The 18974-nt window shown below is 43.4% G+C and carries 15 protein-coding genes; 6 read left to right on the top strand and 9 right to left on the bottom strand.

The genetic code is table 11. From position 1 onward, the window contains the following. Nucleotides 1-36 precede the first annotated feature (36 nt). Nucleotides 37-207, top strand: coding sequence for a YycC family protein (locus ACR8BL_RS21875; protein WP_434749501.1), 171 nt, complete (start codon nucleotides 37-39; stop codon nucleotides 205-207). Further along, a complete protein-coding gene (locus tag ACR8BL_RS21870) occupies nucleotides 204-434 on the top strand; it encodes a hypothetical protein (protein ID WP_434749500.1) in 231 nt (76 codons plus the stop codon). The genes ACR8BL_RS21875 and ACR8BL_RS21870 overlap by 4 nt, the downstream gene beginning before the upstream one ends. Before the next feature lie 17 nt (nucleotides 435-451). On the opposite strand, the gene ACR8BL_RS21865 is transcribed toward ACR8BL_RS21870, so the two are convergent. Further along, nucleotides 452-1183, bottom strand: a complete 732-nt coding sequence (locus ACR8BL_RS21865; RefSeq protein WP_434753205.1) for a DUF2225 domain-containing protein — start codon at nucleotides 1181-1183, stop codon at nucleotides 452-454. Nucleotides 1184-1225: 42 nt separating this feature from the next. Then, nucleotides 1226-1603 carry a globin gene (locus ACR8BL_RS21860; RefSeq protein WP_434749499.1) on the bottom strand — a complete coding sequence of 126 codons (378 nt, stop codon included), beginning with the start codon at nucleotides 1601-1603 and terminating at the stop codon, nucleotides 1226-1228. Nucleotides 1604-2159: 556 nt separating this feature from the next. Here ACR8BL_RS21860 and ylbJ point away from each other — a divergent pair. Both ylbJ and ACR8BL_RS21850 read left to right on the top strand, forming a co-directional pair. Beyond that, nucleotides 2160-3410 carry a sporulation integral membrane protein YlbJ gene (gene ylbJ / locus ACR8BL_RS21855; protein WP_434749498.1) on the top strand — a complete coding sequence of 417 codons (1251 nt, stop codon included), beginning with the start codon at nucleotides 2160-2162 and terminating at the stop codon, nucleotides 3408-3410. Nucleotides 3411-3512: 102 nt separating this feature from the next. After that, entirely contained in the window at nucleotides 3513-4316 is an 804-nt protein-coding gene (locus tag ACR8BL_RS21850; RefSeq protein WP_434749497.1) for an NAD kinase, read from the top strand. A 56-nt stretch (nucleotides 4317-4372) separates the two neighbouring features. Here the strand turns inward: ACR8BL_RS21850 and ACR8BL_RS21845 are convergent, their stop codons facing one another. Further along, nucleotides 4373-4801, bottom strand: coding sequence for a YutD family protein (locus ACR8BL_RS21845; RefSeq protein ID WP_434749496.1), 429 nt, complete (start codon nucleotides 4799-4801; stop codon nucleotides 4373-4375). A gap of 14 nt (nucleotides 4802-4815) precedes the next feature. Further along, nucleotides 4816-5715 carry a lipoyl synthase gene (lipA, locus tag ACR8BL_RS21840; protein WP_311282143.1) on the bottom strand — a complete coding sequence of 300 codons (900 nt, stop codon included), beginning with the start codon at nucleotides 5713-5715 and terminating at the stop codon, nucleotides 4816-4818. A 179-nt stretch (nucleotides 5716-5894) separates the two neighbouring features. Between lipA and ACR8BL_RS21835 the strand changes: the two genes are divergently transcribed. After that, nucleotides 5895-6989, top strand: coding sequence for a M23 family metallopeptidase (locus ACR8BL_RS21835; RefSeq protein ID WP_434756434.1), 1095 nt, complete (start codon nucleotides 5895-5897; stop codon nucleotides 6987-6989). Between the two features lie 152 nt (nucleotides 6990-7141). On the opposite strand, the gene yunB is transcribed toward ACR8BL_RS21835, so the two are convergent. From yunB to zwf, 3 genes are all read right to left on the bottom strand, one after another. Continuing rightward, nucleotides 7142-8095, bottom strand: coding sequence for a sporulation protein YunB (yunB, locus tag ACR8BL_RS21830; RefSeq protein ID WP_434749495.1), 954 nt, complete (start codon nucleotides 8093-8095; stop codon nucleotides 7142-7144). Nucleotides 8096-8343: 248 nt separating this feature from the next. Further along, nucleotides 8344-9237 carry a phosphogluconate dehydrogenase (NAD(+)-dependent, decarboxylating) gene (gnd, locus tag ACR8BL_RS21825; protein WP_434749494.1) on the bottom strand — a complete coding sequence of 298 codons (894 nt, stop codon included), beginning with the start codon at nucleotides 9235-9237 and terminating at the stop codon, nucleotides 8344-8346. A gap of 387 nt (nucleotides 9238-9624) precedes the next feature. Further along, entirely contained in the window at nucleotides 9625-11079 is a 1455-nt protein-coding gene (gene zwf, locus ACR8BL_RS21820) for a glucose-6-phosphate dehydrogenase (protein ID WP_434749493.1), read from the bottom strand. Nucleotides 11080-11505: 426 nt separating this feature from the next. Between zwf and ACR8BL_RS21815 the strand changes: the two genes are divergently transcribed. Beyond that, entirely contained in the window at nucleotides 11506-11826 is a 321-nt protein-coding gene (locus tag ACR8BL_RS21815; protein WP_434749492.1) for a winged helix-turn-helix transcriptional regulator, read from the top strand. A 183-nt stretch (nucleotides 11827-12009) separates the two neighbouring features. On the opposite strand, the gene ACR8BL_RS21810 is transcribed toward ACR8BL_RS21815, so the two are convergent. Beyond that, nucleotides 12010-13335: a glycosyltransferase gene (locus ACR8BL_RS21810; protein ID WP_434749491.1), complete on the bottom strand. Its 1326-nt coding sequence runs from the start codon at nucleotides 13333-13335 to the stop codon at nucleotides 12010-12012. 41 nt (nucleotides 13336-13376) lie between these two features. Then, nucleotides 13377-18935: an HAD-IIIC family phosphatase gene (locus ACR8BL_RS21805; RefSeq protein WP_434749490.1), complete on the bottom strand. Its 5559-nt coding sequence runs from the start codon at nucleotides 18933-18935 to the stop codon at nucleotides 13377-13379. Nucleotides 18936-18974: the final 39 nt, after the last annotated feature.

The raw sequence follows: 18974 nt of genomic DNA, 5'->3' as shown, positions 1-18974 counted from the left end.
AGAAATAATGTAGCAACTTTTTCAGGAGGTAAGTGTATGAAACCTTTACAAGTATCGGCTGAAACGGCCGTCAAATTAGCAGCATCTCTGGGCGTGCCTTTGGAACATCTGATGCATATGCCTCAACATATTCTCATGCAGAAGATTGCAGAACTGGCCAAAGAAGAAGCGGCTAACCCTTCTGACAAGGAAGGCAAGTCCGAATGATCCCTTTTGAGAACAGCTGGCCATACGATGTCATTATGGGCGATATCTATGTACAGCAATGCCCTTTTTGTGGTGCAAACAACGTTCTATTGCCCCTCAAACCCAAGGAACTCATCCGCATCCATGAAGGAAAAAAGAAATTACTTGTCTTTCCATGCTGTAATGGCAGCATGACCGTCATTGATACCGATAACGATTATCTGTTGTCCAGTCGTCCTGTCCGATAAATATGCTTAGAATAAATTTACAAGGGGCTGCGCTTTGCAGCCCCTTTGTCTGCTTCCAGCATCTCTTCAGGCAGCTCCAGATTTCCAGATATCATCTGTTCACGCAGCAGTCCCCACTGTTCCCTTGAAGCCCGAATCATCGCTGCATCCGTGATCCGCTTGTCATGAATGACCTTGCCGAACCACTGGACTGCCTCATGAAACCGGCCTATTCTGCGATTCAGTTCTCCGAGCAGATACAGGAGCTTGGCTTCATTGCCACCTGTCCCTTCCCGTTCAAAGACTTTGACATAAGCCCCCAGACTGAATTCAAGAAAACGATGCTCCTGTGTATGATCTTCCATATACCGGTATAACCAGGCAATATGATGAAGCAGACCAGCAACAACACGATCCTTTTCCTGAATAACCTGAGCACACAGCAAACCTAATTTGTATGTAGCCAGTGCCTGCTCCAGATTTCTTGCCCCACTATAATCCCGCTTGACCCAGCGGTTTCCGATCTGCTCGATAAACGCCTTGCGTTGTATCTCATTCAGATTCCCCAATGAATTTTCGGTTGAAGCGAAGCCACACGAAGGACAGATTCGGACTACATAAAAATCCGGATTTTCCTGTTTGTAATACGCACAAAAATCAGAATCTGTCCGGTAAGGCCGCTTCAAACTTGGTCTTACCCGTGAAGTTTCAAATTCTGCCTCGCAATAATGACATGTCACCTTCACCTTATACAGCGGCTCTAATTCCACTTGTTCCATCCCTCTCCCGTAAGGCTTTTCATATCTTTGGAACTATGGCGTATTCACAAAATGGTGAGCAGGCCCTGATAAACGCTGTAAAATAAACGAATGCAGAGGTTCCTCTACGCCAACTTGTGTTAATGCCTGATTCATACAGGCAAGCCACGCCTCTGCTCGCTCCACCGTCACCTCAAAATGCATATGACGAGCACGCATCATCGGATGTCCAAAAGCTTCAGAAAACAGCGCCGGACCTCCAAAAAATTGAGACAGGAACATGTATTGCTTGTCCATTACCGGCTTGATATCTTCCGGGAAGAGCGGTGCCAGCTTTTCATTTTGCATTACGATTGGATAAAAGGCCTCAACCAATGCACGAACACCTTGCTCTCCGCCAAGATTGTCATAAATACTTAAACTGGAATTCATGCTTCTTCCCCTTTCTACATGTCGAATTTTGCAATATAAAACACGTTACATGAACATGGTAAACAACAGATCAACAAGCTTGCCCCCTAAGGCCAGCATCTTCATTCTATCAAAAAAAACCAAAAAGTCCTATATCACATGAAAGATCAGATTTGACCAGATCCTTATGTATCAAGGCGTTTAGGTCTTGGGAATGACAAAAAAAGCGCCAACCCCAGGGCTGGCGCACCACATATTTCATTAATAACTTCGCCAATCTTCCTCTTCAGTACACACCAGCGAGGCGCGTATAACATACACAAATGCACAGACCAAGACTCCGGCGACAAGACTCATGATCATCACTCCATCCTTATTGATTCCACCTTGATAACCATTAGGTGACGTTCAGGCGTTTTTACCATTTTAGCATACATCAATCAAAAACACAGCCACTTTTGCAAGCGCTTACTCAATATTATTTTGTACTGTTTGTCCATTTTTTTTCATATATTGATGGCAGAAGCTCCATGTTTGACTGCGGATCAACCATCTTAACAATAAAGGAGAGAAACTCATGGCTGTTCCTCAGCGCCTCATGCAAATTCTGATTACACTCGCTCTCCTGATCCTCTGTGTTCTGATGGCTTTGTATCCGGCGGAGACCTGGCATGCAAGCGTGAGAGGTCTGTCCATCTGGTGGGAGGTTTTGTTCCCTTCCCTTTTTCCATTTCTGGTATTGTCTGAGCTGCTTCTTGGCTTTGGTATCGTACATTTCCTGGGAACATTGCTTAATCCGCTCATGCGCCCCATATTTCGCGTCCCCGGGAGCGGAGGATTTGTCTTTGCAGTAAGCTGTGCTTCAGGTTATCCCACCGGTGCCAAGCTTACGGCACAATTATGGGAACAGAAACTGGTCACGAGGGAGGAAGGAGAGCGCCTCGTCGCATTCACCACCTCATCTGATCCAATCTTTATGATTGGAGCCGTATCCGTCGGTTTTTTTCATAATACTTCCATCGCACCAATTCTTGTAGCATCCCACTATTCTGCTGCTTTTCTTGTAGGTCTACTTATGCGGTTTCATGGTCATTCCACTTCAGCTGCTTCAGCTCTACCACCCGAGCGCCCGAACGCCTCCCGAGAGCACCACAGCCGATTCTTACGCGCCATCTATGCGATGCACGAAGCGAGACAAGCAGATGGACGGGCATTGGGAGAACTGCTGCGGTATGCTGTATCCTCTTCCCTTCGGCTTATTATTATCGTAGGAGGGCTTGTTGTATTCTTCTCTGTCATTATGGAATTATTGGTTCAGACTGGCTCGCTTGGCGTATTATATGCACTGACGGAACAAGGGCTTCAACTTGCAGGTTTACCACCGTCCCTATCGCACAGTCTCGTCGGCGGATTGTTTGAGGTGACGCTTGGAGCCAAAGAAGCTGGATCAGCAGCCCATTCCGTACCCCTGGTCTTCAAAGTTGCTGCTGCCTCCTTTGTACTTTCCTGGGGCGGACTATCCGTCCATGCACAGATTATGAGTGTGTTAAGCAACACACCGATGCGATACGGCCCATTTTTACTTGCTCGAGCCATTCATGCTGTAATTGCACCACTGCTCGTCATTCTGTTATGGCCACTGTTAATGGGTAATACGACTTCACCTGCATTTTTGGAAACTACGATAATCCCCACCCTATCTACATACACACCCGGATGGATGCTTATCGGCATAACAGGAATAATGGTATTTACCAGTTCACTCATTGTCCTGTTATGTCTTGCCTGGGTTCGTTCGCAGTTGTTGCCTGAACGGGGCGAAAAATAGAGTCCTGTGCAAATAGTTTGCCCGGAAGTTGAATCGGACGTTGTGTTCTGGCCCGGAATTGATTATCATCGGTAGTATAATGACCACAAAGGAGCTTTCATCTTGAGATACTATGTTCAAGACCGCGGAGACCAGTTATCCATTGATCTCAGTCAACAGTTTCATGCGCTGGCGAAGGAAGAAGGGTTCACACTGGATGCAGAATCGCCGGAGATTGTCATCTCCATCGGAGGCGATGGAACGATGCTTCAAGCTTTTCACAATTTCATCGACCGCATTCCAGATATTGCTTTTGTTGGGGTTCATACAGGCCATCTTGGCTTCTATGCTGACTGGAAGAAAGAAGAATTACGGGAACTTGTTAGAATTATGAGTGGTAAAGGTGATCCCGGTCTCCTTAAACCTCGTATTGTACAGTATCCATTGCTGGAGCTGGAGATTCGTAAAAAGTCTGGTAACTCCTCTTACATCGCACTGAATGAATTTACGCTAAAAGGGGTAGACGGTACGGTCGTGGCTCAGGTCGACATTAACGATGTTACATTCGAGATGTTCCGGGGAGATGGCATCTGCGTCTCTACACCTTCGGGTAGTACAGCGTACAACAAGGCGCTTGGCGGGGCGATGGTACATCCAACGATTGAAGCGATTCAGATTGCAGAGATTGCTTCTATTAACAACCGTGTGTATCGAACGCTCGGTTCACCCGTCATTTTGCCCAAGCATCACCATTGTGATATTTTCTCACGTAAAGACCAGCGTTTGTTGCTGACCATTGATCATGTCAATGTGATGGTAGAGGATCTGATCTCCGTTCGCTGTCAGGTATCCGAGCAGAAGGTCAGCTTTGCGCGTTTTCGGCCCTATCCGTTCTGGAACCGGGTTCGTACTGCCTTTCTTGACTAGGTCAACAACGCTGATTTACCGAAACTTACTTAAACGCACCAAAAAAGCGGTCCTTCTCAGGAACCGCTTTTTGCTTTTGCTTGAGGCTGTTCTTTGCACTTCTGAAGCACAAAGTATGCACAGCCAAAGTTGCAATACTCATTGATGTAATCCACCATATAAGAGATGGTCGAATCCTTGGTTGCCTTGGGATGGTTATCGCGATAAAAGCCTTTAAGCCTCAGCTGGCTATATCCCCAGTCCCCAATGATGTAATCGTAACGCTCCAGCACTTCGCTGTACCGGTCACGAAATACCTCCGGGTTCCAACCCTCTTTATGGTTTTGGACGATTTCATAATTTTTGCCACCGACCTGTACAATGACAGGTGCTTTGGGTTTCTCCTGAACGGATTCCTCAACAGACTCCTGAACAGATTCCTGCACAGTCTCTTGCATCTGCTGCTCATTCTGTTGCTGTTCTTCCCTATTTTTATCCTGTTCCAATCCGGATTCCTCCATCACGCGTGTGTTGCCGCCTGTTCCGTATGCTGGTTCGCTGATTTTACCTGTTCATGCGCATGATAAGAACTGCGTACCATCGGGCCGGATTCAACGTGACTGAATCCACGCTTCAATCCTTCCTGTTTCAATGCTGCAAATTCTTCAGGCGGATAATACTTCTCAACAAACAGATGTTTCTCGGATGGCTGCAAGTACTGACCAATTGTCATAATATCACAGTTCACCGCGCGAAGATCATCCATCGTTGCTAAAATTTCATTATATTCCTCACCTACACCCAACATAATACTTGATTTTGTTGGGATGTTAGGCTGCATCTCTTTGGCACGAGCGAGCAATTCCAGTGAACGTTTATACTTCGCTTTGGCACGTACTTTATCTGACAACCGTTCAACCGTTTCGATGTTATGATTCAAAATATCCGGTTTGGCATCCATAACGATTTGCAGCGATTCCCGATCCCCCATAAAATCCGGAATAAGTACCTCCACGCTGCACAGCGGCAAACGTTTGCGTACTGCCTTCACGGTCTCGGCAAAAATCGTGGCTCCTCCGTCCTTCAAATCATCCCGAGCTACACTAGTGATGACGCAATGTTGCAAGTTCATCTGTTCTGCTGCTTCTGCCACACGTTCCGGTTCTTGTAAATCAAGTTCCGTTGGTAAACCCGTATTGACCGCGCAAAACCGACATGCTCTTGTACAAATATCACCCAAAATCATAAACGTAGCTGTTCGATTCGCCCAGCACTCATAAATATTCGGGCACCGTGCTTCCTCACATACGGTATGCAATGTTTTGGAACGCATCATGTTTTTAATTTCCTGATAGTTATCTCCGGTTGTCAATTTGATCCGAATCCAGTCCGGTTTCGGTTCTTTAACACGTTTAGCCAATGCATAAACCTTCTTTCTACTGAAGTTAGGCTGTTGCTCGGAACATATTATACCATGAAAGGCTTGGAAAAACCCCCATTTGTCACATCTTGTGCATTCGCATCGATACGGATAAAAACGGAACATTTGAAGAACTCTAGGTTATAGCTTGATTTATCGTGCACAAGTGCATCATCTTAATGGAAAGGGGCTGCTTCCCTGTGCGACAGCACCGGTCACTTCGTAACACCTACGGCTTATGGTTCAAAACCTTACTCGCAGGCGCTCTGCTTCTCCCGTTCCTGCCTGCTGATGTTTACAGTAAGTCTGACAAACCAACGGATACTGCAACACAGGCTGCGGAGCCAAAAGAAGCCGACATTTTTGCAGCACGTCGCCATCTGTATGAAAGCATTGGTCAGATGACCCAAATTCCATGGTTCAGGCTGGCCGCCATTGATCAGTATGAACGAACGATTACACGGGCTCATCCCAAGGATCGCAAACACCCTGAACGGCTGACTGGCATTTTCTTGACCCCTCCAACTTGGAGAGGATGGTTGAATCCAGATGAAACAGATCAGAATCCCCAGTCGATTCTTTTTTTCAATGGAAAAGGGCGAGATGGGTCAGGAGACGGGATTGCTGACTCTAACAATGACCTGGATGTGCTTTACAGCATGGCGTCGATCATAAAGCAATATGGAAACAAACAGGAAGACTTCAGCATCGGTCTCTGGGAATACTACCACAATTCGAGAGCGGTGCAGCGAATCCAGCAATTTGCGAAACTATATGAACATTTTGACAATCTGGATCTGTTCGGACATGCCTTTCCTGTTCCTTTAGGTACCAATTATTCCTATCGTAGCACATGGGGAACCAAACGCAGCTGGGGCGGATATCGCATTCATGAAGGAACCGACATCTTTGCTCCACACGGACTACCGGTTCGCAGTACCTGTTACGGCATTGTGGAGATTAAAGGATGGAATCCGTTCGGTGGCTGGCGAATTGGTATTCGCGATCTGAACAATCATTATCACTATTACGCTCACCTGTCCGGCTTTGATAAAGGGGTTAGAATTGGTGACGTGGTTACTCCTGGCCAGGTAGTCGGATGGGTTGGCAGCTCAGGCTACGGCAAACCTGGAACGCAAGGTAAATTCCCGCCGCATCTTCATTATGGAATCTATCGCGACAGCGGTCTGCATGAGTGGTCGTTCGATCCCTATCCACTGCTTAGACATTGGGAACAGGAAGAGCGCAGCCAGCGGAAGAAAAAGAGTAAATAAACTGCGTGCTGCTCAAACATCATGATTGTTTTGAGTAGGTGTTGTTCAGACTTGCGTTGTTGCATACTAGGCATAGATAAGGGAACCTCTGTAATTGCAGAGGTTCCCTTTTGTGTAGTTTCTGTGCTTGATGGCACACAACTCACTTGTTCCTAATTAGTCTGTCCAGACTGGAATTTTCCGTTCAGATCAGGTGGATCCAGTTCAAGCTCAAGCCCGTTCTGCTGTGTATTGTTTCCCGGCGCTTGCTGCGGGCTTTGGATCTGTGGCTGATTGCCAGATGTCTCGCCGCCATGGATCGCACCCATACCACTCCCGTTGCTACTGCCAGTACCGCCACCCCCGTTCTCTGTATGACCATTGCCGCCACTTGATACACCTGTCTGCCCCGAAGGTAGTGCAATCGCAGGAGCATTGCTGCCGTTGCTGCCAACTGGCTTGCCTTGATTATCGTAATAATACATCGGTACGTCACCAACAACGAGCAGATAGGAGATTGGGATTTCAGTATCAACAGTCTCTGGTTCCATATCAAAAGGCACAACCACGGCAACCTCGGCAATAATGTGGATATATACCTCAACCAGAATCATGTTAATACCCGCATTTTGCTGGCGGGTATTCAGGTCTACCTTCACCGCTCCCTGCGGTTCAATCCGAACGGGTATGCTCGGGCCAAACGAGGCCATTACAGGACTGCCCAGCGCCTGACCAAGCGGAATTTTTTCTTTCAACATATGCACGTTCTGAAGAGTAGACTGCACAACATTCATGGTACTTGCCGTGATGCGCATATGTTCGTTGTAGTTCAGCATAAAACCCGAAACTTTGCCCGCAGTATCAGTTTTCCAGTCAATTAACCCTTCTGTTGTCTTGCCCTCAGCGACCTGAGCCGTAATAGCTTTATTAATCGCCTCCGTGGCAATCTGCTTCACCCGAATCTTGGCCAGATGCATAATGGGCGGCTTCATTTTTTTGTCCACATATGCAAAGCCCTGCATCAAACAAAATATGGCTACGAGCAAAACAATCAACCACATCTTGCGCTTGCCACTAGGCGGCTTCGGCGGCCGCCGTCTTCGGCTTCGCCATCTTTTTCGCATCATCGGAGCGTCCCCCTCCCCTGCGGGATGAGCCATAGGCTTATATGTTATGCATATGCAATGTTGTCCTGAAAAAGAAGGACAGCACTCCGTATCGCACTTTGGAACAGCCTGATATGCAAATCGGAAGGAAGTGCGTATCAGGCTGTTCCTAAGCAAAAAAACCTTCCGCCCGTAGCAGATATACCATCTGCACAAGCGAAAGGTTTACTTTTCACCATAGAAAAATCTTTAGGTTTGTTCTAAATAGTTTAGTTTTTCTCAACCGCATGTCCACCAAATTCGTTACGCAGTGCTGCAACGACTTTACCTGTGAACGTATCTGTTTCCAGGGAACGATAACGCATCAGCAAGGAAAGCGCGATAACCGGCGTAGCCGTTTGAAGGTCAAATGCTGTTTCAACTGTCCAACGGCCTTCGCCGGAAGAGTGCATAACCCCTTTGATTTCATCCAAGTTGGCATCTTTGGAGAACGCACGCTCTGTCAATTCCATCAACCACGAACGGATAACGGAACCGTTGTTCCATACACGCGCAACTTGTTCAAAGTCGAAATCAAATCCGCTTTTCTCCAATACGTCAAAGCCTTCACCGATGGAAGCCATCATACCGTACTCGATTCCGTTGTGCACCATTTTGAGGAAGTGACCGCTACCCGCTTTACCCGCATACAGATAACCGTTCTCCACAGAAGTATCTTTGAAAGCAGGCTCAACGATCGCCCATGCTTCCGGATCTCCACCGATCATGTAACATGCACCGTTACGCGCACCTTCCATACCGCCTGAAGTCCCTGCATCCATGTAGTGAATGCCTTGTGGTTTCAACTGTTCATAACGACGGATAGACTCTTTGTAGTGAGAGTTGCCCGCTTCGATGATAATGTCACCTTTGGACAGCAATGGGCTCACTTCAGCCAGTACAGCATCCACAACGTTGTGAGGAACCATGATCCACAATACTCGTGGAGATTCCAGGGATTCCACCATTTCTTTGTAGGAAGAAACGCCTTGAGCGCCGTATTCTTTCATTTCTTTAACCGCTTCTGTATTCAGGTCAAAGGCAACCACTTCGTGTTTGTGATCAATCAGGTTTCTGCCCAGGTTCAAGCCCATTTTTCCGAGTCCGATAAGTCCAAGTTTCATGATAAAATCCTCCTGTTAAGCAATTGTTTTGAATAGAATCAGGATACAGAAAACATCCCGCATTTGCCCACCAATCGTTCCGGTTACGGATCGTTCTTTCGATCGCTGTTGTATTCCAAATTTTATGATTTCCTAGCTATAAGGGTAAAATTGTACTACAAAGACGAACACTTCGTTTCTGCAGAATCGATTCCGTCCCCTTCACTACGTTGTTAAAATGATTATGTGTGCTTAAGCCTTGATGCATCTGCAATTTATATATAAAATGTTTGCGGCCTTTCGGCTGCGAAAGTCGAAAGGGCTTATGCAAAATTGAATCGGTATAATGTTTAGTTGAAAATTAAACGATGCTTGCTGTATAACTTGTGGCTCGCAATAAGCTCGAGCTTACCACCAACGGAATCCATTCTCCGCAGTCAGACGATCTGCTGATTCTGGTCCATTCGAACCTGCACTGTACGTATCGAGTGGAATGGTGCCTGCCGCAAATGCTTCCTGAATCGGCTGTACCCATTGCCATGCCAGTTCAACTTCATTCCAGTGTGCGAAGAAGGTGGAGTCTCCACGCATCGCGTCAAAGATCAAGTTTTCGTAAGCTTCAGGAACCTTGCGTTCTCCTGAGTTAAAGGTCATATGCATTGGCTCCACCTCACCATGGTTCAGTGGATTCTTTGCATTTAATTGCAAGGAGATACTTTCGCCCGGACCGATTTCCAGCGTCAACAGGTTCGGAGCCATCGTATTTTCGGACTCATGTCCTGTTTTAAGCGGTGCCTTGAATTCCACAACGATTCGGGTTGATTTTTCAGCCATGCGTTTACCTGTACGAATATAGAACGGAACCTCGCTCCAGAAGGGATCATCCAGCCACAGTCTTGCAGCTACATAGGTCTCATTCTGTGAACCAGCCGGAATACCTGGCTCTTCCAGATAACCAACAGCATCGGAACCTTGAAGCTCACCTGCACCATATTGAGCACGAACCACTTCTGATGCCACATTTTCTTTGGTCAAAGGCCGCAAAGACTCAGCAATTTTTTTCTTCTTAAACTGAATTTCTTGCGGTGTGCAGCGTTTCGGCAAATGTAGTGCAATCATCATCAACAGTTGCAGCATATGGTTCTGGAACATATCGCGGAGTGCTCCACTTTGATCGTAATATGCAGCACGTTCCTCAACACCTACGGTTTCACTTGCTGTGATTTGTACATTCGCAATATAACGGTTAGACCATAGTGCTTGAATCACCGGATTGGCATACGTGAGAGTCTCAATGTTTTGTACCATGGGTTTACCAAGGAAATGATCAATGCGATAAATTTCTTCTTCCGCAAAAGTATTGCTCAACTTCTCGTTCAGTTCACGAGCAGATTGCAAATCATGGCCAAACGGCTTTTCAATAATTAGTTTCTTCCAACCTTTAGTATTGCCCAGACCGCTTTCTTGAATGTTCAGTGCGATTGGCTCAAAAAATTCAGGTGCAACTGACATATAGAACATGCGGTTTTCCGGAATATTTAACTCTTGTTCTCGCTGCTGCACCAGTTCAAGCAATCGGGTGTAATCCTCAAGCTTGGTATTATTCAGCGAGCAATAACGGAAAGCTCCGATGAAATCACGGATTTGTGATGCTTCCTCTGGCTGTTGGCGGGAAAATTCATGCAATGACTTTTCCACATTCGCCTGGAAATCTGCATCCGACAGTTCACGACGTCCCAGACCGATTACGGAGAACGCCTTTGGCATTTTCTGATCTACGTACAGATTGTATAATGCAGGGTAAATTTTACGTTTGGCTAAATCGCCTGTTGCCCCGAACAGGACAAATGTCATTGCATCCATTGGAGTGCCTCCTGTGATCTGTGCAGTATAGTATATGATGTTGCAAAATGGTCAAATCCAAGCATGACAAAAGACGGAATAAGTGGGCACGCCGCCCGCCTTGTCTCCGTTTATAAACACGGCCTGAATCCAATCATGGGAACATTCCTTCTCTCCACAACCTCAATCAACTTCTAATCAGGTTATAAAATGTAACCATTTGAATTAACGTTACCCATATTACACCTGTCGTCACAATTCGTCAACATTCTTGTCGAACCTGTGAACTCCAGTGTTTACAGGGGTTTAGTTGAATGTTAACGCTTTATGTGGTAACTTTAATAGCAATTGGATTGTGACATTATATACATATAACCTGTGGACAATAAGGTTACAATAAGTATACTAAGTATATTACAAGTGACAATAAACCAAAGGAGTACCATTATGAACGATGATGAGAATGCCAAGCAAATGTGCTCAAAAGTGGAACAATCTTATCAGATCATTGGCCGGAAATGGGTAGCTTTAATTATCCATGCATTGATGGAAGAACCGAAACGCTTTAGTGAAATTCATGCTTTTATTCCCGATTTGAGTAAACGTGTATTAAATGAGCGTATGAAGGAATTGGAAGAAGAGGGGCTGATCGTTCGGCATGTGGTTACTGAACGTCCCGTCCGGACTGAATATATGTTGTCCCGCAAAGGAACCGAGCTGGGGCGCGCGTTAAGCGCGGTAGAGCGATGGGCGGAAAAATGGTTATGAGTTTGAGGTCTTTAAATTTTAATTTTTATGCTCTTATTCATAAACATGCTCTTCTCCTTCTCCCAAATGAAGTGTGATATCAAAAAAAGATACCTTAGCACGTGATCGAGCCAAGGTATCTTAACAATTTCTTTTTTTTCACTATTCCTTCATAGCATACGAAGTATTCATGATTTCTTTCCTTTAGCGACGGATTTCCTTAAGCAATTGAGACCGCTTCTCTGCTGGTACCTTTTTCAACAACTCTATTAGTTCACTTGAAGTTCTGTTGGCAATTTGGATTTTTGCCTCCTCTGATGAATCCATTGAATAAATTCCAGATACATCGGGTAATTTAGTTGTGTTTAATACCGTATTTGCGACTTGCAATATCTGATCTTCCACATTCATCTGGCTCACCTTATAAGCTACCTCTTTACAGTTACTTTCAATAGAGTTACTTTTTATTAAGGCCTCTAATGAAGATATAACATCACCTTTAGTCCATTTCGGTAAAGGAAGGTAATCTGCTACTTCGAGTTTTTTAACATATAAGCCATTCAAAGGTCGATCAAAACCATTTCCTAAAATTAATTGAGGAACTCCTGCTTTCATCGCTTGTCCCATGGTACCAATTCCACCGTGATGAATTAAAAGCTTAGCTTGATCCATGACTTTCGAAAAGGGCAGAAATGCCTCGTGTCTAATCACAGATTGAAACATTGCAGGAATAACTTGTTTGCTCTTAGACACGACTATGCTTGGATACTCCAGTTCAACACAAGCCGAGATGCATGAAGAGTAAAACGAGTCGGAGATCGCAGGTGTTGTACCATGACTAATGATTACAGGGTTACTCTCCTCAAACCAATGCATAAGTTCATCTGAAACAGCTTCCAGATTATTATGCAACAAAAAACCAGCATAGGTGATGGGAAGATCTACTTCTGAACGATAATTTGCGAACCATTCCGGCCAAAAAGCGATTGCTTGATTATAATAATTCAACATTCCTCTCCAATTTTGGATTGGCTCTAATCCAACCTTATTCCGAAGATAATTCAACTCTTTAGCAAGATACTCCATAATATATCCCGGATTCTTGATGATGCTCTCGAGAAAGCTTGGAGCGAGAAATACTGTAATATAACGTAAACTTAACTTTTCCGATATCATTTGTGCTAAAGCTTGCGTTAAACTGTGGGCAATGACAATAGTATCCGAATCGCAAACCTCAATTATTTGTTTATAAGCTCTTTCAAGTTTAGGAAATAAATATCTCTTTGTGAACTCTACATATACCTTTGGATCTTGCATTTTCATCTGAAATTCATCATTCATCACTAGCTGGTATTCCAAAAGAGTATCAAAACCAACAAATTTGAATCCGTACTTTTCTGCATTTTCTTTATAGACGCAATGCGTCACCAAAGTGACCTCGTGCCCTTCCGAGATAAGGGCTTTACCTATCCTTAGAAAAGGATATAAATCGCCTCCCGACCCAAGCGTAAGCAGCAAAAATCGAGCCATCTTACAATCCCCCCTGACATAAATTATTAATTGTTCATTGTTTATAAAACTTTGTTCAATAACTCTTGCAGCTCTTCTTCACTTAAATTCTCAAGTTCCTGTACCAATTCAGCCAGCTCAGCCTCATCGGGCTGTTCCGATAAAATACTCTCCATAGCCTCAGCAAGACTCGCAATTGTGAAATCCGTTGAAAACATAATACTAGGCGGAAGCTCAATATGAAATTCTTCTCTAATTCGAAGAATAATTTGATGTGACATTAGAGAATGTCCCCCTAGAAAGAAAAAGTTATCGTATACACTAATACGATCAACTTTTAGCAGCTCAGACCAAATTTCAGCAAGCTTTTCTTCAATCAAATTACGCGGTGCCACGTATTCAGTCACGAAACGTTCGATATGCGAAAGGGATCTACTCTTTTGAATAGCAAGAGCTAGTGCATCGATATTCATAAGTTCCATAGTGAGTTGGGTGTGGTCTTTTTCAAACTTTAGATTTTTTTTCCTCTTGTTTTTATCCCCCTCTATCCCCTCTACATTTTTGCTTGCATCCATTTGCACACCTTTCCGCGCTACAGCCATTGCTTCTTCTATCGTCAATTCAATAGATTGAAGATCATGACTGTCATTTATAGATGGATCATTCGCAATGGAGTTAACAAATATCAAAGCCGGTGTATTTTTTCCTGTTCGAGTGAATTCAATAACAAGAGCAGCAGCACCCTCTTCTGATGCCTTTTCACCAATGGCTTCAAGTATTTTGTATTCAACACCTCTGCCTAATACTCGGCAACTTAGCAACCAGTTTTTTACATAATAATGATCTTCAACAATTTCGCAACATAGTACACCAACCAATCCATAATCACCGAATCGATCTCGAACACTCACTGCAAAATATCTAGTCTCATCTCTGCCCATTTGACTTAAAATTTCACGTTCCGTCTGTCTTATGCCTGTAAAGTTAAATTGATTGGTACGAAATGTTAATTGAGATACCCGAGATATATGCTCCTCTGATACGCTCTCTACGTTAATCTCAACATGAAGTTCATCAAGGAATGTAGCAAAGTTATATGCATTCTCATCCTCCACCAGATGGGTTAAAAAGCGTTCTCTGGCTCGATTCTCTTGATATAATTTAGTTCGATTCAAATCCTCATGTGTAATAGTCGCCCGATCGAATAACCACAAGCGGTCGATCAGCTTACTAAAAGAACCATATCGTTCATCATTCACTTGTATAGTTTGCACTTCGGGAATTTCAAGTTCAACATTGGTACACTCCACAGGGTTATCATCGAAAAAAACAAAACTATCCAACGAAAGAGAGAGTTCTTGCGATAAATCAACAATATTATTCGGTTTAGATGCCCAGTTGATTCTATATGCTGTAATATGGCTCTTCTTCAGGATCATATCTTCTCTAGTTTCAAAAACGTTCCAAACATCCTCTTCGTTATTTTTGCTGCAAAGACAAATGATCATGCCCTGCTTATACTGCTCCACGACGAATCTCTGCAAACCTAAACTTCTCTCGTCTAATACAATTCCTTCGGCACCATCTTCGGCACAGACTCCCTGCCATAGTGTATTATCGCAATCCAGGATAATCACCTTGTGCATTGGCTCTGAAAGAGAGCTTATCTTCCGGCATATGGAAGTTCCGATCACACAGAAAAAGGAGTAACTATAGGGAATCTGAGCAGTATTATCAGCATATTCATCATAGTATGTTTCAATGTCGAGACCATTTTTAATTTGATTTGAACTTAAATTGTGTACATATTTAAGGTCAGCTATTTGTGATTCCAGTAATCCCTCTAGATGAGCAAACAGCTCCGAATTTTCTGCAATGATCTCAGGGGATTCAGGACATATACATGTAATTAAAGGCAACGGATTGTGTGAAGAAAACCGTCTGATAGCCTGGATCAATTCTTCCACATTTTGCTGGAGCTGATCACTCTCTTCTACAGAGAACTTAGATCTTCTTGTCCCTGTTAATAAATCTGATATTCGAACAAGCAAGACATTAACACCGTTTGGATTGGATGAGAGAAAACTAGATGGGTCTAACAACTGCAGAAAAACTTGATGAGATGGTGCAAATTTCACGTGCGCAGAATACTTCATTTTTTTATTCCAGTAAACGATAGACTCTTCTACCATATCTGAAGTGAACGTGGAGGCTATCACTATATTAGAGATACTTTGTTTTCTTTCATGAATTCTTTTCAAGAGAGAAACTCCATCACCTTGAAACTTTAGGGTTGGGTTATCCATTCCTTTCTCCAGAATATTGATGAATAATTCAGACAACTCTTTAATCGTTTCTTGAGCAAACAAAGCTGCATTGTATCCAAAACTTCCTACGAGTTCACCTGCAACATTCTCGGTAAGCGTAACAAATAGATCAAATTCTGTTTCACACTCTGAATAAGCTACCGGTTGTACGGACAAAGAAGAAGATGAGCAATCCGCCATATCCACTTTCAAATAACTAAACATAACTTGGAAAATCGGATTATGATGAATGCTTCTTACAGGGTTCACCATCTCAACGATCTTCGAGAATGAAATATCTTGATTGGATAAGGCCGATAGAACCGTTTTACGAATACGTTGAAGTAATATTTGAAAAACCGTATCTTCTTCGACCACTATACGGAGTGGCATGGGTTGAGCGAAAAAACCTATCGCTTTTTCAAATTGTGGGGATGATCTCCGATCCAAAGGAGTACCAATAACCAAATCATTTTGGCTTGAAAATAGCTGTAACATTGTTGCAAAAGCCGTGAGCATAGTGACATATGGCGTTACTCCTTGTTCCTTACAAAAAATACGCATACGATCAGATAACTCTGCGGAAATTTGGAAAGTATGTTGCTTGCCTTTAAAGTTACGGATTTCAGGTCGCTCGTAATCCACTGGCAACTCGAGTAATAGGGGTGCATTCTTCAAATGCTCTTTCCAGTAATGAGCCTGATTCTCCAGATCTACACGCTTCATTCGCTCTTTGTCCCAAGAAAGATAATCCGTAAATGCAATGGATCTAGGCAACTGAACTTCTTGTTCTGGCGAACTGTATATTTGTAGCAAATCATTCATCGCTATAAACATCGATTTCAAATCTGCGATTAGATGATGCGAAACAAAAAGAAGCGTAAATTCGTTACTCTCACGTTCAAACACGGTGATTCTTGTCAGTGGAGCCTTTTGTAAGTCAAAAGGTTTGCTTGCCTCGTGAACTAGCATTCTCTCAAGATCATCACTTTCGACACGATGATGGGTGAAACTGCATGCCATATTTTCTTCATCTGATACCTCTTGAAATACAACATCATCTTCCATATGAAAAACAGTTCTAAAGGTTCCATGTCTTCTCAAAAGTTTTTCCCAACTTTTTTGTAATCGTGGAATATTTAAATTGCCTTTAATCTCGAATACAACTGGCACCTGTAATTTAAAATCACTTATACTCTCAACAAACCAAAGCCTTTTCTGATCTTCTGACAACTCAAATTGAGAGACGTCCTGCAAGGGAATGTCTACATCGATTAACGTAAGCTCTGATGACATAACTATGTGGATTAACCCATGAATAGATAACTCTTCTGAGAATAGAGTTTCTATATCCAACCTCACACCAAATTCACTCTCAATGAGAGAACGAAAACTAATCATCTCAATCGAATCAAGGCCAAGAGAAGACAGAGGAAGCGAGCGTTCCAAATGAGTCGTTTGGACCCCACTTTGCATTAATAGATGCTGTAACCGTTCTCCAATGTATTCTTGCCGATCCGTATCATCTAAGCTTTGAAGTTTTTCTTTAGTCAAACCTTGCTTATCGGTAGTGTGTTTAGAAAATAGATCTACTTCTTGCTCTATATGGCTTTGGATCACTTTTAACTGCTGTGATTCAAATAACTCTTTACAAGCAGAACGCATCACTTTACCGCTGGATGTTTTAGGAAGTGAACCTTGCTTAATAAAAATAATGCTGTGAGCCTTAATACCAAAGTGTGATGATAGTGCTTCCCTCATTTTGTTTGCTAATGGATTGGTGGACTCCTCCCGGTATTGGCGAGATAGTTCCTGGACTATAACTAACCCTTCTGTCGCTTCTGTGGTTGTAGCAAAAGCAGCACAACCCATAGAAACAAATGCCTTGTCCAAAGACTCCATTGTAAATTCGATATCGGATGGATAATAGTTTTGCCCTCTTATAATAATTAGATCTTTTAGTCTGCCGGTGATGTAAAGTTCATTTTTATGAAGAAATCCTAAATCTCCAGTCTTATAAAATGCTCCCTCATTTTTAACATTCATACGATCTTCAAACATAGGCATAACATGTTCTTCGTTATAATACCCTTTAGCAACGCTCTCACTTCTTACACATACTTCTCCAATTTCCCCTTCAGAACAGATCAGAGAGGATTCGGGGTCTACTATTAGTAGTGACTGGCTTTCATATGAAACTCCACAGCTCACTAGGGGAACAGTTTGGGGATGGTCAGGTTCAGTCGCTGAAAACTTACCCTTCTTCAAATTTTCCCGATTTGCATACAACATTTTGGAGGAATCATCCAAGTGGCCGCCTGTAACATATAACGTTGACTCAGCCATACCATAACATGGTAAAAAGGATTCAAACTTAAATCCACATGGAGCAAACCTCTCGGCAAACTGCTTTAAGATGGAAGCTTGTATGGGTTCAGCACCTGTAAATGCAACCTTCCAATGACTCAAGTCTAAAGGTGACAACAGGTCATCTGAGATTTTTTTAAGACAAAGATCATAAGCGAAATTCGGCCCCCCACTTATCGTCACTTGAAGCTCACTGATGGTCTCCAGCCACTTGATTGGAGATTCAATAAAATCGTTTGGAGCCATTAAATATATAGGAAATCCTGTATATAGAGGTTGTAAAATTCCACCGATCAGTCCCATATCATGATAAGGTGGCAGCCAAACCATACCAACACTATCTTGACCACTATTAAAGGCGTCCTGAATCACTTGCGAATTATGTAACAAATTTTGATGACTAATCATAACACCTTTAGGATTACCTGTTGACCCTGAGGTGTACTGAAGGAAAGCTGTGTCCTCTCTTTCGATCCCCCCGGGTACCCATTCACTGATTAAAGATTTCGTATCATCTATACGATCAGTAGTCATATTAATCAATCCCGTGCCTTGAAAAGCAGCATTTATTTTAGACGCCCATTTTTCAGATGACAATGCGACCTTTGCACCCGAATCCTTGGCTATCTGCAACACTCTATTTGAATATCTTTTGGTCAATGGTGGATAGGCTGGCACCGCGATAACTTTCGCATACTGACATGCAAAAAATGAGCAGATATACTCTAGGCCAGGCTGTTGTAGAATCAGGACACGATCTCCCGGCTTTACCTCCATCAACAACGAGGAAGCAATCCGTCTCACCCGTGCTTCTAACTCTTGATACGTCATTGGACTCCGTCCATTATCATCTATGAACGTGTAAGCTATAGAATCTGGCTGAACTTTTGCCCGATAGCTGATAATATCCGCAAATGATGAGAATACACTGTTTATCGTTGAAGACATATAAATCACCTCATTAATTTTTTCAAATATGGAATGACA

This window comes from Paenibacillus amylolyticus (genome assembly GCF_051136285.1).
Taxonomy (GTDB): Bacteria; Bacillota; Bacilli; order Paenibacillales; family Paenibacillaceae; genus Paenibacillus; species Paenibacillus amylolyticus_F.
Note: the sequence above shows the minus strand (reverse complement) of the source record. Positions and strands in the feature narration are given on the sequence as shown.